The organism is Bacillus sp. FSL R5-0416, assembly GCF_037975425.1.
In the GTDB taxonomy this organism is placed as follows: domain Bacteria; phylum Bacillota; class Bacilli; order Bacillales; family Bacillaceae; genus Bacillus; species Bacillus subtilis.
The window spans coordinates 3,335,071-3,356,679 of sequence record NZ_CP150252.1; the positions used below are offsets into that span (position 1 = coordinate 3,335,071).

General features: G+C 44.8%; 26 protein-coding genes and 1 riboswitch. Of the genes, 5 read left to right on the forward strand and 21 right to left on the reverse strand.

Annotation, left to right across the window (positions count from 1 at the left end; translation table 11 throughout):
• Positions 1-83: 83 nt before the first annotated feature.
• From NYE20_RS17800 to NYE20_RS17895, 20 genes are all read right to left on the reverse strand, one after another.
• The gene (locus NYE20_RS17800; protein WP_015251274.1) at positions 84-362 is read right to left on the reverse strand and encodes a metalloregulator ArsR/SmtB family transcription factor; all 279 of its coding nucleotides are present in this window, start codon (positions 360-362) and stop codon (positions 84-86) included.
• A 240-nt stretch (positions 363-602) separates the two neighbouring features.
• Positions 603-2,000 carry a Fe-S cluster assembly protein SufB gene (sufB, locus tag NYE20_RS17805; RefSeq protein ID WP_003228608.1) on the reverse strand — a complete coding sequence of 466 codons (1,398 nt, stop codon included), beginning with the start codon at positions 1,998-2,000 and terminating at the stop codon, positions 603-605.
• Between the two features lie 20 nt (positions 2,001-2,020).
• Positions 2,021-2,464: a Fe-S cluster assembly sulfur transfer protein SufU gene (gene sufU, locus NYE20_RS17810; RefSeq protein ID WP_003222809.1), complete on the reverse strand. Its 444-nt coding sequence runs from the start codon at positions 2,462-2,464 to the stop codon at positions 2,021-2,023.
• Entirely contained in the window at positions 2,454-3,674 is a 1,221-nt protein-coding gene (sufS, locus tag NYE20_RS17815) for a cysteine desulfurase SufS (protein WP_015714668.1), read from the reverse strand. The genes sufU and sufS overlap by 11 nt, the downstream gene beginning before the upstream one ends.
• Complete coding sequence (gene sufD, locus NYE20_RS17820; protein ID WP_014480787.1) at positions 3,674-4,987, reverse strand: Fe-S cluster assembly protein SufD; 1,314 nt, start codon at positions 4,985-4,987, stop codon at positions 3,674-3,676. The genes sufS and sufD overlap by 1 nt, the downstream gene beginning before the upstream one ends.
• A gap of 17 nt (positions 4,988-5,004) precedes the next feature.
• Complete coding sequence (gene sufC / locus NYE20_RS17825; protein WP_014477918.1) at positions 5,005-5,790, reverse strand: Fe-S cluster assembly ATPase SufC; 786 nt, start codon at positions 5,788-5,790, stop codon at positions 5,005-5,007.
• A gap of 193 nt (positions 5,791-5,983) precedes the next feature.
• A complete protein-coding gene (locus NYE20_RS17830) occupies positions 5,984-6,121 on the reverse strand; it encodes a hypothetical protein (protein WP_003228600.1) in 138 nt (45 codons plus the stop codon).
• Positions 6,122-6,314: 193 nt separating this feature from the next.
• Entirely contained in the window at positions 6,315-6,692 is a 378-nt protein-coding gene (locus NYE20_RS17835) for a carboxymuconolactone decarboxylase family protein (protein WP_014477920.1), read from the reverse strand.
• 84 nt (positions 6,693-6,776) lie between these two features.
• Complete coding sequence (gene metQ / locus NYE20_RS17840) at positions 6,777-7,601, reverse strand: methionine ABC transporter substrate-binding lipoprotein MetQ (protein WP_021480560.1); 825 nt, start codon at positions 7,599-7,601, stop codon at positions 6,777-6,779.
• Between the two features lie 13 nt (positions 7,602-7,614).
• Positions 7,615-8,283, reverse strand: coding sequence for a methionine ABC transporter permease MetP (gene metP / locus NYE20_RS17845; protein ID WP_003228593.1), 669 nt, complete (start codon positions 8,281-8,283; stop codon positions 7,615-7,617).
• Positions 8,276-9,301: a methionine ABC transporter ATP-binding protein MetN gene (metN, locus tag NYE20_RS17850; protein ID WP_003242531.1), complete on the reverse strand. Its 1,026-nt coding sequence runs from the start codon at positions 9,299-9,301 to the stop codon at positions 8,276-8,278. The genes metP and metN overlap by 8 nt, the downstream gene beginning before the upstream one ends.
• Positions 9,302-9,406: 105 nt before the next feature.
• Positions 9,407-9,513, reverse strand: a riboswitch (SAM riboswitch).
• Positions 9,514-9,627: 114 nt separating this feature from the next.
• Complete coding sequence (locus NYE20_RS17855) at positions 9,628-9,972, reverse strand: SCP2 sterol-binding domain-containing protein (RefSeq protein ID WP_003228587.1); 345 nt, start codon at positions 9,970-9,972, stop codon at positions 9,628-9,630.
• Positions 9,973-10,078: 106 nt separating this feature from the next.
• Positions 10,079-10,399 carry a thioredoxin family protein gene (locus NYE20_RS17860; RefSeq protein ID WP_049139649.1) on the reverse strand — a complete coding sequence of 107 codons (321 nt, stop codon included), beginning with the start codon at positions 10,397-10,399 and terminating at the stop codon, positions 10,079-10,081.
• A gap of 1 nt (position 10,400) precedes the next feature.
• Complete coding sequence (locus NYE20_RS17865) at positions 10,401-10,763, reverse strand: toprim domain-containing protein (protein WP_015483668.1); 363 nt, start codon at positions 10,761-10,763, stop codon at positions 10,401-10,403.
• A 77-nt stretch (positions 10,764-10,840) separates the two neighbouring features.
• Positions 10,841-11,077, reverse strand: coding sequence for a YusG family protein (locus NYE20_RS17870; protein ID WP_003228581.1), 237 nt, complete (start codon positions 11,075-11,077; stop codon positions 10,841-10,843).
• 55 nt (positions 11,078-11,132) lie between these two features.
• Complete coding sequence (gene gcvH / locus NYE20_RS17875; RefSeq protein WP_014665312.1) at positions 11,133-11,516, reverse strand: glycine cleavage system protein GcvH; 384 nt, start codon at positions 11,514-11,516, stop codon at positions 11,133-11,135.
• Positions 11,517-11,582: 66 nt separating this feature from the next.
• Positions 11,583-11,939 (reverse strand): arsenate reductase family protein, encoded by a 357-nt coding sequence (locus tag NYE20_RS17880; protein ID WP_003222779.1) that lies wholly within the window; start codon positions 11,937-11,939, stop codon positions 11,583-11,585.
• Between the two features lie 110 nt (positions 11,940-12,049).
• Positions 12,050-13,834: an acyl-CoA dehydrogenase FadE gene (gene fadE, locus NYE20_RS17885; RefSeq protein ID WP_095315018.1), complete on the reverse strand. Its 1,785-nt coding sequence runs from the start codon at positions 13,832-13,834 to the stop codon at positions 12,050-12,052.
• Positions 13,835-13,848: 14 nt separating this feature from the next.
• Positions 13,849-15,024, reverse strand: a complete 1,176-nt coding sequence (locus NYE20_RS17890; protein WP_029318441.1) for an acetyl-CoA C-acetyltransferase — start codon at positions 15,022-15,024, stop codon at positions 13,849-13,851.
• Positions 15,025-15,034: 10 nt separating this feature from the next.
• Entirely contained in the window at positions 15,035-17,404 is a 2,370-nt protein-coding gene (locus NYE20_RS17895; RefSeq protein WP_326153770.1) for a 3-hydroxyacyl-CoA dehydrogenase NAD-binding domain-containing protein, read from the reverse strand.
• A gap of 174 nt (positions 17,405-17,578) precedes the next feature.
• Between NYE20_RS17895 and NYE20_RS17900 the strand changes: the two genes are divergently transcribed.
• Positions 17,579-17,725: a YuzL family protein gene (locus tag NYE20_RS17900; RefSeq protein WP_003240817.1), complete on the forward strand. Its 147-nt coding sequence runs from the start codon at positions 17,579-17,581 to the stop codon at positions 17,723-17,725.
• 24 nt (positions 17,726-17,749) lie between these two features.
• On the opposite strand, the gene NYE20_RS17905 is transcribed toward NYE20_RS17900, so the two are convergent.
• Entirely contained in the window at positions 17,750-18,658 is a 909-nt protein-coding gene (locus NYE20_RS17905) for a proline dehydrogenase (RefSeq protein WP_041333072.1), read from the reverse strand.
• Between the two features lie 93 nt (positions 18,659-18,751).
• On the opposite strand from NYE20_RS17905, the gene NYE20_RS17910 reads away from it, so the two are divergent.
• The 4 genes from NYE20_RS17910 (at position 18,752) to mdtP (ending at position 21,590) form a co-directional block, all read left to right on the forward strand.
• Complete coding sequence (locus NYE20_RS17910) at positions 18,752-18,997, forward strand: hypothetical protein (protein ID WP_003228567.1); 246 nt, start codon at positions 18,752-18,754, stop codon at positions 18,995-18,997.
• A gap of 12 nt (positions 18,998-19,009) precedes the next feature.
• Positions 19,010-19,342: a spore coat protein gene (locus NYE20_RS17915; RefSeq protein WP_003222766.1), complete on the forward strand. Its 333-nt coding sequence runs from the start codon at positions 19,010-19,012 to the stop codon at positions 19,340-19,342.
• A 158-nt stretch (positions 19,343-19,500) separates the two neighbouring features.
• A complete protein-coding gene (gene mdtR / locus NYE20_RS17920) occupies positions 19,501-19,968 on the forward strand; it encodes a MarR family transcriptional regulator MdtR (protein WP_014480800.1) in 468 nt (155 codons plus the stop codon).
• Entirely contained in the window at positions 19,965-21,590 is a 1,626-nt protein-coding gene (gene mdtP, locus NYE20_RS17925; RefSeq protein ID WP_021480565.1) for a multidrug efflux MFS transporter MdtP, read from the forward strand. Before mdtR ends, mdtP begins: the two co-directional genes overlap by 4 nt.
• Positions 21,591-21,609: the final 19 nt, after the last annotated feature.

Sequence of the window (21,609 nt, forward strand, 5' to 3'; positions counted from 1 at the left end):
TGGTGTATGGTACTGTGCAAACAATCCGGCTTCAAGCAAAACAAACCAACATTTTACAGAAAGTCAGTGCTGGTTTTATAAAATTACTCTATCCATCCTTTCAGCAAATTTTTAAGCGGTTCGTTGTTGAATATAAGTACTCGATATTTTCCCTTTCGTTTTGATGTTACGAGTCCTGCATCCTCCAGTACAGAAAGGTGTTTAGCTATCGCCTGTCGCGTAATAGAAAGGTCGTACTTTGTAATAAGACGTATCGTAAGTTCATACAACGTCAGCTCGTTGCGTTCAGATAATTCGTCTAATATAAGCCGCCGAGTCGAATCGCCGAGTGCTTTGAATATAGCGTCTTTGTTCCAATTCATATATTGAGTATAAGCAACTCATTAGTTGCATGTCAAGCATAAGCAACTGTATGGTTGCGTGATATAGAAACTGAACCTATCCGGCGCAGGTCTGAAATATTCTAATCGATAAGTAATTAAAACCATTAAAATAACAGTGGATATGTCTCTGAAAAATAAAAGAAGACGAACTTCAAAAGTTCGTCTTCTACAATCAAATTCGGCACGCCAGCCCCTTGATAAACAAAGGGGTTTTCATCATTAACCGATAGAACCTTCCATTTCGAACTTAATCAAACGGTTCATTTCAACTGCGTATTCCATTGGAAGCTCTTTTGTGAATGGCTCGATAAAGCCCATTACGATCATTTCAGTTGCTTCTTCTTCAGAAATACCGCGGCTCATCAAGTAGAAGAGCTGCTCTTCAGATACTTTGGAAACTTTCGCTTCGTGCTCCAATGAAATGTTATCATTTAAGATTTCATTGTAAGGAATTGTGTCTGAAGTTGATTTGTTATCCATGATGAGCGTATCGCACTCGATGTTAGAGCGAGCGCCTTCCGCTTTGCGTCCGAAGTGGACGATTCCGCGGTACGTTACTTTTCCGCCCTGTTTTGAAATCGATTTTGATACGATTGTAGATGATGTGTTTGGTGCAAGGTGAATCATTTTCGCACCTGCATCCTGATGCTGGCCTTTACCCGCAAGAGCGATAGAAAGCGTCATACCGCGCGCGCCTTCGCCTTTTAGGATACAAGCCGGATATTTCATTGTCAGCTTAGAACCGATGTTGCCGTCGATCCATTCCATTGTTGCGTTTTCTTCACAGACTGTACGCTTTGTTACAAGGTTGTAAACGTTGTTCGCCCAGTTTTGGATCGTTGTATAACGGCAGTAGCCGCCTTTTTTCACGATGATCTCAACGACCGCACTGTGAAGTGAGTTTGTTGTGTAAACAGGCGCAGTACAGCCTTCAACATAATGAACGCTTGCTTCTTCGTCAACAATGATCAGTGTACGTTCGAACTGACCCATGTTCTCAGAGTTGATACGGAAGTAAGCTTGAAGCGGTGTTTCAACCTTCACGCCTTTAGGCACGTAGATGAAAGATCCGCCCGACCAAACAGCTGAGTTAAGCGCCGCAAACTTGTTATCAGTCGGCGGGATTACTTTTGCCCAGTGCTCACGGAAAATATCTTCATTCTCTTTCAGCGCGCTGTCAGTGTCTTTAAAGACAATACCTTGCGCTTCAAGATCTTCTTTCATGTTGTGGTATACAACCTCAGATTCGTACTGAGCAGAAACACCCGCAAGGTATTTTTGTTCAGCTTCAGGAATACCGAGCTTGTCGAATGTTTGTTTAATTTCTTCAGGAACTTCATCCCAAGAACGCTCTGAACGCTCAGACGGTTTTACGTAGTACGTAATTTCGTCAAAGTTCAGTGAGTTTAAATCTCCGCCCCATTGAGGCATCGGCATGTTGTAGAAATGCTCAAGTGATTTCAAGCGGAAGTCAAGCATCCATTGAGGCTCTTCTTTCATGCGAGAAATTTCTTCTACGATTTCTTTTGTCAATCCGCGCTCTGAACGGAAAATGGAAACGTCCTTGTCGTGAAAACCATACTTGTATTCACCAATATCAGGCATTTTTTTAGCCATCCATTTTCACTCCAATCCTTTTAATTGCCGCCTTCTTCTTTCGCGACTCCTTTTTCAAGTGCTTTCCATGACAGGGTTGCACATTTGATACGGGCCGGGAATTTTGAAACGCCTTGAAGGGCTTCAATATCCCCAAGATCTATAGAATCATCATACTCTTTCCCTTGCATCATATCCGAGAAAATCTTAGACATGGAAAGGGCAGTTTCAATATCTTTCCCTTTAATCGCCTGAGTCATCATCGAAGCGGATGCCATTGAAATGGAACAGCCTTCCCCTTCAAACTTCGCATCTTCCACGATGTCTCCGTCAAGCTTCATTGTCAGTCTGATGCGGTCGCCGCATGTCGGATTGTTCATATCCACGACGATGCTGTCATTCAAAACCCCTTTATTTCGCGGGTTTTTGTAATGATCCATAATCACCTGTCTGTACAATGTATCTAAGTTTGCATTAAAAGACATTTGTAAAATACTCCTTTGTCTTTTGAAGAGCTTCCACAAGCTTATCAATCTCTTCCTCTGTATTATACAGATAAAAGCTTGCTCTTGCAGTAGCAGTTACATCCAGCCATTTCATCAGCGGCTGCGCGCAATGGTGGCCGGCTCTGACTGCAATTCCCTCCGCATCAAGCACAGTCGCCACATCGTGCGGATGAACATCATCAAGGTTGAATGTGACAAGCCCGGCACGCTCTTCCGGTCCGTAAACCGTTACGCCGTCAAGCTGGCGGAAGCGTTCAAGCGCATAAGCTGCAAGCTTGTGCTCATGGCGGGAAATCTCATCAAGACCGATTTCTTCGAGAAAATCAATGGCGGCACCGAGGCCGATTGCTCCTGCAATAATCGGCGTACCCGCTTCGAATTTCCACGGAAGCTCTTTCCAAGTTGATTCATAAAGCCCGACAAAGTCGATCATTTCACCACCGAATTCGGCAGGCTCCATGTTTTCCAGCAGGGCTTTCTTTCCGTACAGCACACCAACACCGGTAGGTCCGCACATTTTATGGGAAGAAAGCGCAAAGAAGTCGCAATCGAGATCCTGCACGTCAATTTTCATGTGAGGCGTGCTTTGTGCTCCGTCCACCACAATGACAGCCCCATTGTCATGAGCGATTTTAGCCATTTCTTTAATCGGGTTGACCGTGCCGAGGACATTAGATACATGAGACACCGCAACAATTTTTGTGTTGCTTGTGACCGTTTCTCTGACGTCTTCTAAAGAAATCGTTCCGTCTTCCTGCAGCGGAATATATTTTAATGTGGCGCCAGTTGCTTTTACAGCCTGCTGCCACGGAATGATATTCGCATGATGCTCCATGTAGGTGATGACCACTTCATCACCAGGTTCCAGGTTGGCGCGTGCATAGCTTAACGCCACCATATTCAGTGATGTGGTCGTGCCTTTTGTGAAAATAATCTCAGCCATTGACTTCGCGTTAATAAACTTGCGGACTTTTTCACGCGCTCCTTCATAACCATCTGTCGCTCTGGTTCCAAGTGTATGGACGCCCCGGTGAACATTGGAATTGTATTGGTTATAATACTTATCCAGTGTTTCAATGACAGCACGCGGCTTCTGGGAAGTCGCCGCGCTGTCGAGATAAACGAGATCATGTCCGTTCACTTGCTGATGAAGGATCGGGAACTGTTCACGAATATCTGTGATATTCATTACTTCACTTTCCTTTCGATAACAGAAACTAATTGTTTCTTAACGCCTTCAATCGGAAGTTCATTTACTACCGGTGCAAGGAATCCGTAAATGACTAAGCGTTCTGCTTCTTCTTTCGGAATTCCGCGGCTCATCAGGTAGTAAAGCTGAATAGGGTCCACACGGCCGACAGATGCCGCATGTCCTGCAGTTACATCGTCTTCGTCAATTAAAAGAATAGGGTTTGCGTCTCCGCGTGCTTTTTCGCTAAGCATCAGCACGCGTGATTCTTGCTCCGCATTCGCTTTAGAAGCGCCATGTTCGATTTTGCCGATTCCGTTAAAGATAGAAGAAGCGGAATCCTTCATCACACCGTGCTTCAAGATATAGCCTTCAGAAGCTTTACCGAAATGGATGATTTGTGTTGTGAAGTTTTCTGTTTGCTCTCCTCTTCCGACAACAACCGTTTTCGTATCGCCGTATGTGCCGTCACCGTAAAGGTTTGTTGTATTTTCGGAAATCGTGTCGCCGTCGTTCATCAGGCCAAGGGCCCACTCGATTTTGCTGTCGCGTCCGCGCGCAGCACCGCGGCGGTTCACATAAGTTGTCACACCGCTTGACAGATTATCCACCGCACCGTATGTCACGCTGGCATTATCACCTGTGATGACCTCACTGATAATATTGAAGACAGCGTCTTTCGGGTTTACAGTGCTGATGTAGTTTTCTACATATGTTACAGAGCTGTGGTCTTCAGCCACAATCAGCACGTGGTTGAATAGAGCTGTATCATTGCTTTCGTGGACATAAACAGCCTGAACCGGCGTCTCCACCTGAACATTTTTCGGAACATAAAGGAATGCTCCTCCGTTAACAAGAGCCGCGTGAAGTGCAGTTAACTTATGTTCGTCAACTTTCACGCCGTCCTTCATAAAGTATTTCTCCACCAAGTCGCTGTGCTCACGTGCAGCAGTCAGAATATCAGTGAAGATGACGCCTTTGTCTTTCAATTCTTGAGAAAGAGAAAGATATGCCGGCGTCTGGTCACGCTGTACGTATAATGTTTTATCTTCGTTTTCAACGTCGATCAGCGCTTTTACTTCATCAGTCAAATCTTCTAATGAAGAAAGCGGTTCGTTATCCACTGTATGCTTCGCGAAATTCGTGAAGTTCCAGTTTGTGATTTTTGTTTTGTCAGGTTTCGGCATCGGCAGATCCTCAGCTTGTTCAAGAGCCTGTAAGCGCAGGTTCTTCAGCCAGGCAGGTTCTTGGTGCTTTTCGGAAAAGCTTTTGAGATACTCCTGATCTACGGATAGTTTTGTACCTAGTGTCATATTAATCCCCCTAACGCTTACGCTTCTTGGCCAACAGTTTCGTCTTCAATGCCAAGTTCTTGTTTGATCCAGTCATAACCTTCTGCTTCAAGACGCTGTGCAAGCTCTGCACCGCCGGATTTTACAACGCGGCCTTGCATCATAACGTGAACAACATCCGGAGTGATGTAGTTTAACAGGCGCTGATAGTGAGTGATCATCAGGCAGCCGAAGCTTTCGCTGCGCATTTTGTTGATCCCTTTTGATACAACTTTCAAAGCGTCAATATCAAGACCTGAGTCGATTTCATCAAGGATGGCGATTTTCGGTTCAATCATCATTAATTGAAGGATTTCGTTGCGTTTTTTCTCCCCGCCTGAGAAGCCTTCGTTAAGATAGCGCTGAGCCATTTCAGGGTCCATTTCAAGGAACTCCATGTTTTCGTCCATTTTGCGGATGAATTTCATGAGAGAAATTTCATCGCCTTCTTCTCTGCGCGCGTTGATTGCTGAGCGAAGGAAGTCGGCATTTGTCACACCGCTGATTTCACTTGGGTACTGCATCGCAAGGAATAAGCCTGCCTGCGCACGCTCGTCCACTTCCATCTCCAGTACATCTTTGCCGTCAAGCGTGATGCTGCCTTTTGTTACTTCATATTTAGGATGCCCCATAATAGCAGCTGATAAAGTGGATTTACCAGTTCCGTTCGGGCCCATTACTGCGTGGAATTCTCCACCTTTTATTTCAAGGTTTACACCCTTTAAGATCTCTTTCCCTTCGATTTCAACGTGAAGATCTTTGATCGTTAATGTTGAAGCAGCCATATCTATACCTCCAAAAATATATAATCATTATTCTCATTTTATTCTCATTCTAATTTTATAACAAATGAAAAGTAAATACAACTTTTTATCGTGCCTTGCACATTCCTCAAGTTTAACAAAGATCAGCACTTTATTAAAGCGATTGAAAAAGAAAAAGAGTGGATTCCCACCCTTTTTTAAAAGATTGATTTTCTCAATAAGCTCCCGCAGAAATCCGCTTGCTTTTTTCATAATCAAGCTCTCTCTGCCGCTCTACCTTCATTCTTGTTTCCAGCCGGCGTCCATATTCCTCGTATCCAATTCCGTGTGACAGCTGCATCGCTTTTTCCATTTCTGACGTATAATCGAGGTTCAGTCTGTCCTGGCTGCTGCAAATAATGAATCAATCCCTTCATATATTTGCTTTTTATTGTACCAGTGCTGCGTTGGATGCCGCAAAAACGATTTGGCGTGAAATAGCGGCAGATGAGACGAAAGCATCCTTTCAGAACAAATGAGAATGGTTTTTCGGAATATTCCTTCTCTTAATGCGTGGTGTTTCCGAATTCCTCAATGCACTGTTGAACAACTGTCACGCCTTGGCTGAAAGCTGCGCCGCCTCCAAATGCCGCTGCCACACTGACGGCTTCGAGAATGTTTTCTTCTGTCGCTCCCTGATCGAGACAGCCTTTTGTATGATAGATCATGCAATATTCGTCCTGAGCATTGATGGCAATTCCGAGGGCGATCAGCTGTTTTTCTCTTTCAGTCAGAGAATTCCCGGCAAAGCACTGTTCAGTAAATTCGTTAAATTTCCTTCCCATCAGCGGCATCTTTTGTTCAAATGTACCTAAACCATGTTTATATTGTTTTAACGCGTCCTGCATGCTTCCTCTGTCTTGATTCAAAGAAAATCCCTCCATCTGTTTAACATTCCTTTTTATTATGAACAGCTTTTAGGAAAATACGCGAAAAAAACCCCGGATTTCTCATCCGGGGTTTCAGCCTTATTCAGATACAGGAAGCACAGCTCCGTCGTATTTTTTCTCGATGAAGTCTTTGATCTTTTTAGAGTGAAGAACTTCCATCAGCGCTTTGATTTTTGCAGAATCTTCTTCGCCTTTTCTTACTGCGATGATGTTAGCGTATGGGTTGTTTTTCGTTGATTCTACTTCAATTGCATCTTTTTTAGGATTTAATTTATTTTGGATCGCATAGTTTACATTGATGAAGGCCGCGTCTCCTTCTTTGTTTTCATATGCTTTTGCCGTTAATTCAGGCGCCACTTTTTTGAATTCAAGGTTTTTCGGGTTTTTCTTAATGTCTTTCAGTGTTGCGTCAATTGTTTCTACCTTAGAATCAAGAGTGATTAATCCAGCGTTTTCAAGCATTGCAAGCATACGTCCTTGTTCAGCAACGTTGTTTGTCAGAATGATTGTCGCACCGTCTGGAAGGTCTTTCAGTGATTTGTATGTTTTAGAGTAAATACCGAATGGCTCTAAGTGAACAGCGCCGGCATTCACAAGTTTGTAATCTGTGTTTTCTTTCATTTCTTGCTCAAGGTAAGGAATGTGCTGGAAGTAGTTCGCGTCCACTTCTTTATCAGCTAAAGCTTTATTGTACATTTTGTAATCACTAAGCACTTTCACTTTCAGCGTATAGCCTTTTTCTTTCAGCAATGGTTCAGCTTCTTTTAAAATTTCCGCATGCGGTGTTTTTGTTGCCGCAACGACAATTTCTTTCTTGCCAGATTCAGCGCCGTTATTCGAACCGCAGGCAGCCATGACTCCTGCAAATACAAGCAGTAATGCACCCAAAAATAGCTTTTTCAATGTAAATCCTCCCTTATCGTTTGTCTATAATATTTGTTATTAGATCACCGATGATTTGAATAATAAACACGATGATTAAAATAAACACAGTAGCAACGAAGGTAACATCAGCGTTATTAGACTGATATCCTTCTACGTACGCAAGGTTTCCAAGGCCTCCTGAACCAATGGCTCCGGCAATTGCCGTTGAGCCGATCAAAGCGATGGCAGTAACCGTAATGCCAGAAATAAGAGCAGGCATTGATTCCGGAATCAGCACTTTGAAAATAATCGTAGACGTTTTCGCGCCCATTGATTTAGCGGCTTCAATCACACCTTTATCCACCTCACGCAGCGCGATTTCAACAAGGCGCGCGTAAAATGGTGCCGAGCCGATTACCAGCGCCGGCAATGCGGCGTTTGGCCCTAAGATCGTGCCGACTAAAAATTTCGTAAAACCTAATAGTAAAATAATTAAAATAAGGAACGGAATCGATCTGAATATGTTAACAACGGCCGCAATCACAGAGTTGACCGCTTTATTCTGCCAGAGGCTTCCTTTGCTCGTCAGAAAGAGCAGCAAGCCGAGGATGACCCCGATGACAAAAGCAAACAGTAAAGAAATCAGCGTCATATAAAGTGTTTCATATGTCGCGTTCCATAATTCAGTTAAATCAACGTTCGGGAAGTATTTTTCAAACATTCGTGATCACCTCTGCTTTCACCTGTTTGTCATTAATGAATCGGATCACGTTTTGCACTTCTTCCTCGTCTCCGTCAATGTGGATGAACAGTGAACCGTAAGCCCCATCCTTCGTCTGCGAAATTTTCCCTTGCAGAATATTGACGCTGACATTGAAGTTTCTGATCATCTCTGTAATCAGAGGCTGTTCAGCTGACTCACCGACAAATGTGAGCTGAACCATTTTTCCTGATGCTGTATCATCAAGAAGGTGCTGAAGCGTCTCTTTCGTTTCTTCCGGCTCTGTCACCTGCTGAACAAATCGTTTTGTCATTTGTTCCTTTGGATTTTTGAAGACATCGAGAACCTCGCCTTCTTCGACCACCTTGCCGTTTTCCATGACGGCGACTCTGTTGCAGATTTTGCGGATGACATGCATTTCGTGGGTAATCAGCACAATCGTCAAACCGAGTCTTTCATTAATATCGGACAATAGATCCAGAATTGAATCTGTCGTTTGCGGATCTAATGCTGATGTCGCTTCGTCACAAAGAAGAACCTTCGGATTGTTTGCAAGCGCTCTGGCAATTCCGACACGTTGCTTCTGACCGCCGCTCAGCTGAGATGGATAAGATTTTTCTTTTCCTTCTAAACCTACCAGTTTAATCAGTTCATTGGCGCGCTTGATCCGCTCGCTCTTTTTCACTCCGGCAATTTCCAAAGGAAACATGATATTATCTCTGACAGTCCGCGACCAAAGCAAATTGAAATGCTGGAAAATCATACTGATCTCATGGCGTGCTTTTCTTAAACCGCGTCCATTTACTTCATTAATCTTGGTTCCCGCCACTTCCACGGTTCCTGAGGTTGGTTTCTCAAGGCCGTTCAGCAGACGGATTAAGGAACTCTTACCAGCTCCGCTATATCCTATAATTCCAAAAATCTCACCTTTTTTAATGGAAAGCGAGACATTTTGGACAGCATTGACATCTCCATGTTTCGACTTGTAAACTTTTGAAACATCCTGAAGATTGATCAAAGCAATCACCTGCCTTAACACTATTCTAAGAAATCTTCCGGTTTTTTCTGCAAAAGAAAAGCCTTTCTGCACACTTGAGCAGAAAGGCTTATATAAAATGCCTTTCTCTCATCTTTCAAAGCTGAACGCTTCGTGTGAATTGGCACCATTTCAACAGTGTTGATGGTTGCCGGGCTTCATAGGGCACTTCCCTCCACCTCTCTTGATAAGAGAAATATATAGTCTTTTTCGTCCGGAAATTCTTAATGTAGAATAGCACGGCGAATGATTAAATGTCAATAAAATAAATGATGTCAACTTTTACTATTATAATAATTTATTATTTTTTAATTTTTTAAAATCCTCTGAAAAAATCCATTTGTCAGCCAGAGAATGGCTTCCAGTTTTAACAGGGCCCTGAATGACCCCTTTACTTTGAGGCTTCCGCTCTGAATCAGGTGCTGAAGGGAAATGTCTCCGTGCAATAAATCAATAATTTCCGTTTGGTTTCCGTAAAAGGTCAGGTTGGACGTTTGGGGCGGAGAAACTTTTTTCATTTCTCCCTGTTCGTTTATTGAGACGGTTAAGGCTTCTGCTTCTCCTTGGAAGGTAATGAGCAATGTTGAGGCATTCAAAAGGGGTTTTAAAAACAGATGCTGATACTCATCTTCTAAAACTTCCGCTTTCTCCATATGTACAACCTCCTATTTGTTGGTCATACATACACATTTCTCTCTTTGTCGCAAGAACCCCTTTATAAAACGAACGACAATTTCATTGGATATGCTGAGAAATATGTCATAAATGGGATGAGGAAGATGATTTTTGTTTGATCAGCTCATATAAATAAGAAACGGAATGAAATGCATATCCTCTTTCTACCACCTTTCCGCCTTTAAACAGCAGAAAACAAGGGACGCTTTCAATTTGATACGCTTTTGCGAATGTCGGAGAGTAATTGACATTGTTTTGATAGAAGGCGACATCCGGCAGCATTTCTTTCACCACTGTCAGCATTTTGCTTGCAAGCTGGCAGGTGCCGCAAAACGGAGTATATAAATATAGAAGGTACACATCATCTTCAATGTGATCAAGTTCGTGTTCTTGGAGTTCTTTCATGCTATACACCTCGGGACTTTCTTTCAAGAAAAATAGTATGGACATTCAGATTCGCACGCAGCAATACAGAGGCGACATGGTGCCTGGGCGCAGCCGCTACTTCCTTATAGGCTCTGTCGATATGGAGATGGCAGGCTTCATTAAATTCACGCTTCAGCTGTTTTCTCAATTTCTCACCTGATTCATCAGCATCAACTAATATATAGACGTCTTTATCATAAAGCTCGTCAGCCAATTCCTCGAGCCTCAGCTGGCTGATTGTTCCGTTTGTGCAGATAATGCGCACCGGTTCATTCAGGACGCTTTCGATTTTCTCTTTATCTGATTTTCCCTCGACAATCATAACCTTTTCCAGCTCATCCATCTTCATCTTGTTCACCTGCCGCGTCAAATTTGAAACGTTCAGATTGTAAAAGAAGGCAGTGAAATTCACCGCCAACATTAACACCAGCCGTTTTCGTAGTCACAATCTACATATTTTGCGTCGTCTCCAGAGACCACATCGGCTGTCTTATAAAATTTCTCATTTTCAAAGGAATAACCGGACTTAAGCTCATATTCATTCATGCTTGTCATTTGGCCGATCATCTCATTATCATGATATAACGAGAGCCGGCCATTTTGAAAGCGGCCTGTCACGTCATTGGTGACATCGAGCTTTTGTTTGTCGAAAGCCATATTGGACACCTCCCATAACGTTAGCGTGTCCAATTGCTTTTACGGCTATCCTGTTTTAGTCTTCTTGTGTCATCTCTTCGTATTGCTCTGCTGTCATCAGTTTTTCAATTTCAGAAGCGTCAGTTGGCTCAACGACGATCATCCATGCTTTTTCGTACGGAGATTCGTTGACGAATTCCGGACTGTCATCAAGATCTTCGTTTACTTCCACAACCGTTCCGTTAATCGGTGCATAAAGCTCAGATACCGTTTTAACGGATTCAACACTGCCGAATGGCTCGTCCGCTTTGATTTCAGCGCCCACTTCAGGAAGTTCGACAAACACGATGTCGCCTAGTTCGGACTGGGCAAAATGCGTAATTCCGATTCTGGCTTTTTCTCCTTCAACTTTTACCCACTCGTGTTCTCCTGAGTAACGCAAATCTTTTGGTATGCTCAATTGAATCCCTCCATTTTTTACAGCACTACAATAAGAAGATACCACACTTTTCAAAAAAAATTTACATTAAGCCCAGTTTTCTTCAAATTGGTCTTCTTTAAATCCGACAGTCACTTTTTCACCGTCTGTTGTAAGCGGGCGTTTGATCAGCATGCCATCTGAAGCCAGCAGCTCGAGCTGTTCGTCCTCTGACATGTGATACAGCTTTTCCTTGAGATTGAGTTCGCGGTATTTCATGCCGCTCGTGTTGAAAAATTTCTTGAGATCCAGCCCGCTTTTTTCATAAAGCGCTTTTAATTCTTCTTTGCTTGGCGGCTGCTCAGCAATATGTATTTCGTTTATTTCTTTTCCATGCTCTTCAAGCCACTTCTTTGCTTTGCGGCACGTTCCGCATTTAGGGTACCAGTAAAAAGTTAACGACATCTTCTTCCCCCTCAATAAAATAATCGAGGTTATTTTAACACAGTTTGTTTTAAAAACCTAAAACAGTGCTTCTTAAAAAAGAGCTCCGCGCATTCGGAGCTCTTGGCCAATCAGACAGTATATTTCTCAGCCTCAAAAATGCCTGCCGCCGCCTCGCGTTTTTTCTGAATCACGTTTTTAGGCGTTACGCGCGTCAGCTTGCGCAGAGCGGAAAGCATCATGCGGAGTGAATCTCCTTCTTCCATTGCGATAAGGGATTCCTTCGCATGCGCTTCAATTTCGTTAAAGGCCTCTTGAACGAAAATTTCTGTGTACAGCACCTTTTGCGCTGCTTTTTCAGCGCCTTGTGCGGCAATGGCCTTTTCCGTTCTGAGCACGGCTGATTCCATTGCGTATACATTGCTGACGATATCCGCTACGTTCACGAGAATTTCTTGCTCACGATCGATCGCTTTTCCGTATTTTTGCGCGGCTAGGCCGGCAGCAAACAACGCAATTTTTTTGGCTTGCTTGACGATATATTTCTCCTGCTCTAAGACGCCGCTTCCAGGCTCTTCAGGCATAAGCATCATGAGTTCTTCCTGCAGCGACTGCGCTTTTTCGAATAAAGGCAGCTCGCCTTTAAGCGCTTTTTTCAGGAAGGTGCTTGGCACGATTAACCTGTTGATTTCGTTTGTGCCTTCAAAAATCCGATTGATCCTTGAATCCCTATAGGCCCTTTCTACTTCGTACTCCTGCATAAAGCCGTAGCCTCCATGAATCTGCACGCCTTCATCAACGATATAATCAAGCGTTTCAGAGCCGAATACCTTATTCAGAGAGCATTCGATGGCGTATTCCGCAATCGATTTGGCGATTTGCCGGCCGTCCTTGAGATCTTCGGCCGTGAACTGGCTCATATTGTCTTCAAACAGCCCGACGGTTCTGTATACAGAGCTTTCCATCGCATACAGCCTTGAGGCCATTGTCCCGATTTTTTCCTGTGTCAATGAAAAACCAGCAATCGGCGTTTTAAATTGGCGGCGCTGATTTGCGTATGCCGCAGACAGCTCGATGACGCGTTTAGATGCGCCGATTGTGCCAACCGCCAGTTTGTAACGGCCGATGTTTAAAATATTAAAGGCGATGACATGCCCTTTGCCGATTTCTCCGAGCAGGTTTTCCTTTGGCACTTCAGCTTGATCCAGAATGAGGGTTCTTGTCGATGATCCCTTGATTCCCATTTTCTTTTCTTCCGGTCCCGTGGAGACACCCGGGAACTCTTTTTCTACAATAAAGGCTGAAAACTTGTCGCCGTCTACCTTAGCGTAAACCACAAATACATCGGCAAAAGCAGAGTTGGTAATCCACTGTTTTTCCCCTGTTAATACATAATGGGTTCCTGCTTCATTCAGCACAGCTGTTGTTTTTGCTCCAAGTGCATCAGACCCAGAGCCAGGCTCAGTCAGAGCATAAGCGGCGATCTTTTCGCCTGAAGCGAGTCCAGGCAAATATTTTTTCTTTTGTTCTTCTGACCCGAAAAAGACGATCGGCAAGGAACCGATACCGACATGCGCGCCATAAGAAAGAGAAAAGCTTCCCGCACGCGAAAATTTCTCAGTGATGAGTGCCGAGCTGATTTTATCTAGGCCGAGTCCTCCGTATTCTTCCGGCACATCGGCGCCAAGCAGCCCTAGTTCGCCCGCTTTCTTCAACAGTCTGACAGAATGCTCGAATTGGTGGTTTTCGATATCATCTATATGAGGGAGAACATCTTGCTCGATGAAATCCTCCGTTGTTTTCGCAATCATTTTATGCTCGTCAGTGAAATCCTCCGGTGTATACATTTGATCGTATGTGACATCCTCGATTAAAAATCCGCCGCCTTTTTGTACTTCAGCCGCTTTTTTTGCCATTTGTTTTTCCCCCTTTAGCATAATTCAAATACACCGGCCGCTCCCATCCCGCCGCCGATACACATGGTCACGACTCCAAATTGCTCGTTTCTCCGTTTCATTTCATGGATGAGTGAGAGTGTAAGCTTTGTGCCCGTACAGCCAAGCGGGTGTCCAAGCGCGATTGCGCCCCCGTTGACATTCACTTTTTCTTCATCAATTCCCAATTCCCTGATTACTTGAATGGCCTGTGAGGCAAAAGCTTCATTCAGTTCAAACAAGCCGATGTCCTGCAGCTGAAGTCCGGCAAGCTTCAAAGCGCGCGGAATTGCTTCCACCGGTCCGATTCCCATCACTTCCGGCGGCACGCCGCCTACGGCAAAGGAGCGGAATTTCACAAGTGGCGCCAGGCCAAGAGCATCGGCTTTTTCCCGGTCCATCAGCATGACAGCCGCCGCTCCGTCACTTGTCTGCGAAGAATTGCCCGCAGTCACCGTCCCGTCAACGGAAAAGGCCGGGCGCAATGTCGATAAGATGTCTGCAGTCGTTTGCGGGCGAACACCTTCATCCTGAGAAAATACAAATTGTTTTTCCTGAGGCTTATGGTTTTCTCCAATTTCTGTCACCGTCACTTCTACGGGTACAATTTCATCTTTAAATTTTCCTTCTGCAAGGGCTTTAGCGGCGTTTTGATGGCTGCGAACGGCAAACGCGTCTTGATCCTCACGGGAGACGCCGTATTTTTTCGCGACTTGCTCGGCTGTGTGGCCCATGCTCATATAATATTCCGGTGCCTTTTCTGCCAAAGCAAGGTTCGGACGGGTAACATGCCCCATCATCGGTACTTGCGACATGGATTCCGCTCCGCCGGCGATCGCTGTATCGTAGGCGCCGAGCATAATTTTTTCTGCTGCATATGCAATAGACTGAAGGCCTGAAGAGCAATAACGGTTAACTGTAATCGCCGGAACTGTGTACGGCAGGCCCGCGAGCGCACCGATATTTCTCGCCATATTAAGCCCCTGCTCCGCTTCAGGCGTTGCACAGCCAATAATCAAATCGTCAATATTGCCTTCGTAACCGCCTGCACGTTTCAGTGTCTCTTTTACACAAATCGCTCCCAAATCATCCGGGCGAACGGTGGCCAACGATCCTTTTTTTGCTTTTCCAACCGGTGTTCTTGCACCTGACACAATGACTGCCTCTTTCATAAGCTCCCTCCTAATTCCGTAAAGGTTTACCTTTCACAAGCATATGCTGCATTCTCGCTTGAGATTTTGCCTCTCCTGCCAAACTCAAAAACGCTTCTCTTTCGATCTCCAATAAATACTCTTCATCAACCTCTGTACCAAACGGCACTTTTCCGCCCGCAATGACATAAGCGAGTTTTTTCGCGATCTTGAAATCATGCTCAGATATATAGCCGGACAGCTTCATCTGCTCAGCGCCAAGCAATAGTGCTGCATAACCGGTTTCTCCCGGCACCTTGACCTTTTCTTTTACAGGCGGCCGCCAGCCGGTATCGTATAAAGATGCGGCCAGCTGCTTCGCATCGTATAACAGGTGGTCTTGATTCACGCTGATGTGATCCGTTTCTTTTAAGATGTTCATCTCACGAGCCTCTTGAGCGGAAGCGGACACTTTCGCCATCGCAATCGTTTCAAATGTTTTCATTGCCGCATTCATCGGATCAAGGCCGCGGCGTAGATGATTGATGTACAGCTCTTTGTTTCCCCCTCCGCCAGGGATGAGGCCGACACCTGATTCAACAAGGCCCATATAGGCTTCGCTTGCCGCTTGAATGCGCGCCGCAGGCAGGCATACTTCCGTTCCTCCGCCGAGCGTCATGCCAAATGGCGCGGCGACGACCGGTTTCGCACTGTATTTGATCTTCATCATCGTCTCCTGAAAACGGCGGATCACAAAATCAACTTCCAAAAAGTTGTCATCTTGGACTTCCATTAAGATCATGGCGAGATTCGCGCCGACGCAGAAATTTTTCCCTTGATTGCCGATGACAAGGCCCTTGTAATTCCGCTCTGTTTCCTCTAATCCTTTGTTGATCATTTGAATGATATCGAGGCCGATCGCATTGCTTTTCGAATGAAATTCAAGAAGGGCGACATCATCTCCAAGGTCAATTAAGCTTGCTCCGCTGTTTTTCGCAATCACGCCTTTTGTTTCTTTAAGTGCTTGTAAATGAATTCGTTTTTTGTTTTCTTTCACGGCTCTGTATTCGCCGCGGTCATAATAAAATACCGTTCCGTTCTCTTTGATGTAGAAGGTTTCATTTCCTTTGTCCAGCATCTCTTTTATCCAGCCAGGCATATCTGCTCCAAGCTGCTCGAGCTTTTCCGCTGACTGCCTGAGGCCGATGGCGTCCCACATCTCAAAAGGTCCCAGTTCCCAGCCGAATCCCCACTTCATGGCTTGGTCAATCGCATGAATATCGTCGGCAATCTCGCCAAGCAGCTCGGCTGAGTAAAGCAGGGTTTGAGAAGTGATATTCCACAGCAAACGGCCGGCCCTGTCATCCGAATAAATAAGCGCTTTCATTTTGACTTTTGTCCCTTTTGCCTGTTTTGCCGCTTCAAGTGCCGGTGATTTCATTTTTGTCCGCTCGCCGTAAGTAAGCGTCACTGGGTCAAGCTCATAAATCGTTTTTCCTTCTTTTTTATAAAAGCCTTGGCCGGCCTTGCTTCCGATCCACCCTTTTTCCAGCATATCGTTCATGAAGCTTGGAAGGCGAAACACTTCTTTTTCATCGCCATCAGCTTTGTCATACACATTTCGGGCAACGTGGGCGAATGTATCGAGGCCGACCACATCAAGCGTTCTAAAGGTGGCGCTTTTCGGCCTGCCGATCAGCGGTCCTGTGATCGAATCAACCTCCCCGACCTGATAACCGCCTTTCAGCATTTCTTGGACTGTCACGAGAAGCCCGTAAGTCCCGATTCGGTTTGCGATAAAGTTCGGTGTGTCCTTTGCTGTAACAACGCCTTTCCCGAGGACATTTTCTCCGAAAGCTGTCATAAACTTTAAAATATCAGGATCCGTTTCCTTAATCGGAATGATCTCCAGCAGCTTTAAATAGCGTGCGGGATTAAAAAAATGCGTTCCGAGAAAATGGGCTTTAAAATCATCCGACCGGCCTTCAGCCATTTCCTGCACTGATATGCCGGATGTGTTGCTTGAGACGATGCTTCCAGTCTTTCGATGTTCATCCACAAGAGCGAAAATTTTCTTTTTGACTTCAAGGTTTTCGACAACGACCTCAATAATCCAATCTGCTTCTTTCAGTTTTTCTGCATCATCCTCCAGATTGCCCGGTATAATATAGGAGGTATTTTTCGCTGATGTGAGGGGAGCGGGCTTTTGTTTCAGCAGTTTTTTCACCGCCTGCCGGCTCAGCCTGCTGCGCACCTCCGGACTGTCCTTCGTCAGCCCCTTTTTTTCCTCTTCCTTTGTCAAATCGTTCGGCACAATATCTAGCAGCAGGACAGGAATTCCGATGTTAGCCAAATGCGCCGCAATCCCGGAACCCATTACCCCCGATCCTAAAACGGCTGCCTTCCGAATGTGTTTGTGCATGAGATATCCCCCTTGAACATTGAATGAATAGTCATTCATTTTTTGACCAAAAAAAATGAAACCCGTTTCTTCTTTCATCTTAAAAGATTTCCGGTTCGACTTCAATAGCTAATTTGTTATTTTTTTGTATGAAGCCTATAAAAGTCGGGCAACTTAAGTCCGGAGGTGAAGGGAATGGTACGAGAGAAAAAAAATCCGTCTTCAGCGGCAGTCAGCGCGGCGAGCGTAAAAGGAGATGCCGGTCCGACTCAGCATTACGGCGGCGGAAAACGGACAAGTCAAAATCAGCAGTATAAAAAACATAACATGGAACAATCATAATGCAGCTGCTTCCCGCGGCTGCTTTCACTTTTTCAAAATTCCTTTTAACACAAACGCTGCATTGGCAGGCCGTTCGGCAATTCTTCTCATAAAGTAGCTGAACCAGTCCGTTCCATATGGGACATACACACGCATTCTGTAGCCTTCCTTGGCGAGTTCCTTCTGACGCTCCTGCCTGATGCCGTATAGCATTTGAAACTCAAATTGCGACGCGGGGATTTGATGTTCGGCGACGAGCTGTTTCGTAAATGCAATGATGTCATCGTCATGTGTGGCGACAGCCGTGTAGTTCCCGCTTAACAACTGCAGCTTTATTAAGCTCTGAAAATGAAGGTCCGTTCCTCTTTTGTCGGGAAACGCTACGGCCGCAGATTCTTTATAAGCGCCTTTTACAAGTCTGAGATTCGGCTTTAAGTCCCGCATCTTTCTGATATCTTCTGCCGCCCGGTACAGATACGCCTGAATGACCGTGCCGAGCTTCTCAAATTCCTGTTTGCATTGCCTGTAAATAGAAAGTGTCTGTTCATAATGGGAATAGTCTTCCATATCAATGGTAACAGCAACATCATATTGCTTCGCAACGGAAAGAATGGCGCGCAAATGAGTAAGAGCAAGTTCTTCTGAAAGATCGAGCCCGATTGAGGTCAGCTTAAGTGAAAGCTCTGAGTCCAATTGATGTTCGGCAATGGCTTGAATGGCTTTCTTGCATTCCTCTGCGACTTGGTTTGCTTCTTTTTCCGAAGCTGCATACTCGCCTAAATAATCAATTGTTGCACACAAACCGGATCTGTTTAGCCTTTTGACGGTCTTAACCGCCGATTCAATCGTATCCCCTGCGACAAACCTTCGTGCTCCAAGCCGCGTTCCGTATGCTTTTGCGAACTTGGTAAGTGTTTTATTTTGAGATAAGAATAAAAACACATGTCTCAACATCCGACTCCCTCCCGCCGTCATCTTCAAAACCCTGTATATAACTCCCAGTCTGAAGGAAACTATAAAATGAACAGAAACCAAAGGAGGATCACAATGGATAATCAGCAGCAATCTCAAATGCCGCCTTCCGTTATTTCGACAAAGGATCATTTGTATCTCAATGACATGCTGAACTGGAATTTGCTCGCGATGAAAAAAGCGCATTTCATGGCGCAGCAGTGCCAGGATCAAACGTTAAAGCAAGAACTCGACCGCGTCGGACACATGCATCATGATCACTATCAAAGAATATTAAAGCACCTGCAGCCAGGCCAGCAGCAGTCCGGCTACATCCAATAAGGAGGCGCCAGAATGAATCAGCAAAATCAAAAAATCAGCAACCCGCAGACACCTGTACCGACAACATCGGAAATGAATGACAGAGATTTCGTCAACGAATTGCTGACAACCGAAAAATACATGACAACAGCTTATTGCACTGCTTTGCACGAATTCAGCCACGAGTCTCTTTATCAGGATATTCAATCCATTTTTGATGAGTCACAAAAAGCGCAAAGAAAACTATATGATCTCATGTTCCAATATGGATGGTATTCTGTTGAAGCGGAGGATGCACAAAAGCTGCAGCAGTCCTATCAAAAATTCCAGCAGACCATTCAGCAGCAGTCTCCTTATCAGCAATAACAACATTAGTAAAAAGGATACGATGTTCTTTCGGGCATCTATCCTTTTTTTGTGTAAAATCAGTTGACTTTTCATTTACGCTTATTTATATTTAATAAGCATTAACTATTTTGTCATTAAAATATATATACAGTGTATGTAACAGAGGGGAAATGAATATGAAGAGTGCGGATCAGTTAATGTCCGATATTCAATTATCGCTTCAGGCGCTCTTTCAAAAGATACAGCCTGAAATGCTGGAAAGCATGGAGAAACAAGGTGTCACCCCAGCGCAGCTGTTTGTGCTGGCCAGCCTAAAGAAACACGGCAGCCTCAAAATTTCTGAAATTGCCGAGCGTATGGAGGTGAAGCCAAGCGCGGTGACGCTGATGGCAGATCGCCTTGAACAAAAAAATCTTATCGCCAGAACACACAACACAAAAGACAGGCGAGTGATTGATCTCAGTCTTACTGACGAAGGAGACAGAAAGTTCGAGGAGGTTTTGGCAGGCAGAAAGGCCATTATGGCGCGCTACCTTTCCTTTTTGACGGAGGAGGAAATGCTGCAGGCGGCGCATATTACTGCAAAGCTCGCACAAGCAGCAGAAACGGATGAAAAGCAAAACATGAAAAGAGGAAACGGATGAAAATGAGTAAAGAAGGCAAACAATCAAAACGAACGTTATTAATAACAGGCTTAATTATTGCCATGTTTTTTTCAGCCCTTGACGGTACTATTGTCGGAACGGCCATGCCGAAAATTGTCGGTGATCTGGGCGGTTTGAGCATGATGACCTGGCTGACAACGGCATATTTGTTAACATCAACAACCATTGTTCCAATTGCCGGTAAACTGGCTGATTTATTGGGACGCCGCATTGTCTATGTATCAGGTTTAATTATTTTCATGGCCGCTTCTGCTTTGTGCGGAATGGCCAACAACATGACGGAATTGATTATCTTCCGTGGACTGCAGGGAATCGGCGGAGGCATCATGATGCCGATGGCGATGATTGTCATCGGTGACTTGTTCACAGGAAAACAGCGTGCTAAATTCCAAGGTGTCTTTGGCGCAATTTACGGGCTGGCTTCAGTGATTGGGCCGCAAATCGGCGGCTGGATTGTAGACTCGTTAAACTGGAAATGGGTTTTCTATATTAACCTGCCAGTCGGAATTATTGCGGTTATTTTTATTGCCAGGGGATTACAGGGACGCCAGCAGACTGGGCCGATCAACTTCGATATCGCTGGTATTTTCACAATGATTGTCGGTGTGGTCAGCCTCCTGCTCGCCTTAAGCTTTGGCGGAAAAGATTATGCATGGGATTCATGGCAGATTCTTGGGTTGTTCGCTCTCGCACTGATCGGCATTGTCAGCTTTATCATCGTAGAATCAAAAGCAAAAGAGCCAATCCTGCCAATGTATTTATTTAAAAACAGAACATTTACATTTCTAAACTTGATCGGCTTCTTTATGAGTATCGGTATGTTTGGCGCCATTACGTTTGTTCCTTTCTTTATGCAGGGAATTGTCGGTGTAAGTGCGTCTGAATCGGGTACAATTATGACACCGATGATGATTTCTATGATTATCACAAGTATCATCGGCGGACAGCTTGTTTATAAAATCGGGATTAAACCGCAAATCATTGCAGGCATGCTGGTTATGGCCGGCGGATTCCTGCTGTTAACGACATTGGATCTCGACACGAGCAAGCTTGTCGCTACATCTTTTATGGCGATTATTGGTCTGGGAATGGGTCTTGTTATGCCGATTCTGACATTGGCTTTACAGGAAAGCTTTTCGAAGGAGGAGCTTGGAGTTGTCACTTCATCCAGCCAATTCTTCCGTTCTATCGGCGGAACATTCGGCATTACCATGCTGGGAGCCGTAATGAATGCGAGATCAGGAAATCTATTAACAGATAAATTGGTTCCATATTTAGACTCTCTTCCGGCACAGGCAAGCTCGTTTGCCGCCCAGCTAAAGGGTATGATTGATACAAATCCGCAAGGGCTGCTGCAATCACTGTTCAGTCCGGACGCGGTCAAACAAATCCCTGCGGCTTTCTCATCCCATATTGTGCCGATTTTAAAAACATCGTTGATGGATTCGCTCCACAGCGTGTTTTATACGGGCCTGATCTTTATCGCAGTCGGAGCCGTATTCACCTTGTTCTTAAAACCTATCAAGCTATCAAATAAGAAAGCGGAAGACCAACAAGAAAAAGAGAAGGCGGCAAAAGCCGTTGAATCACCTTCCCATTAATAGAGCACCCCGCGGGTAT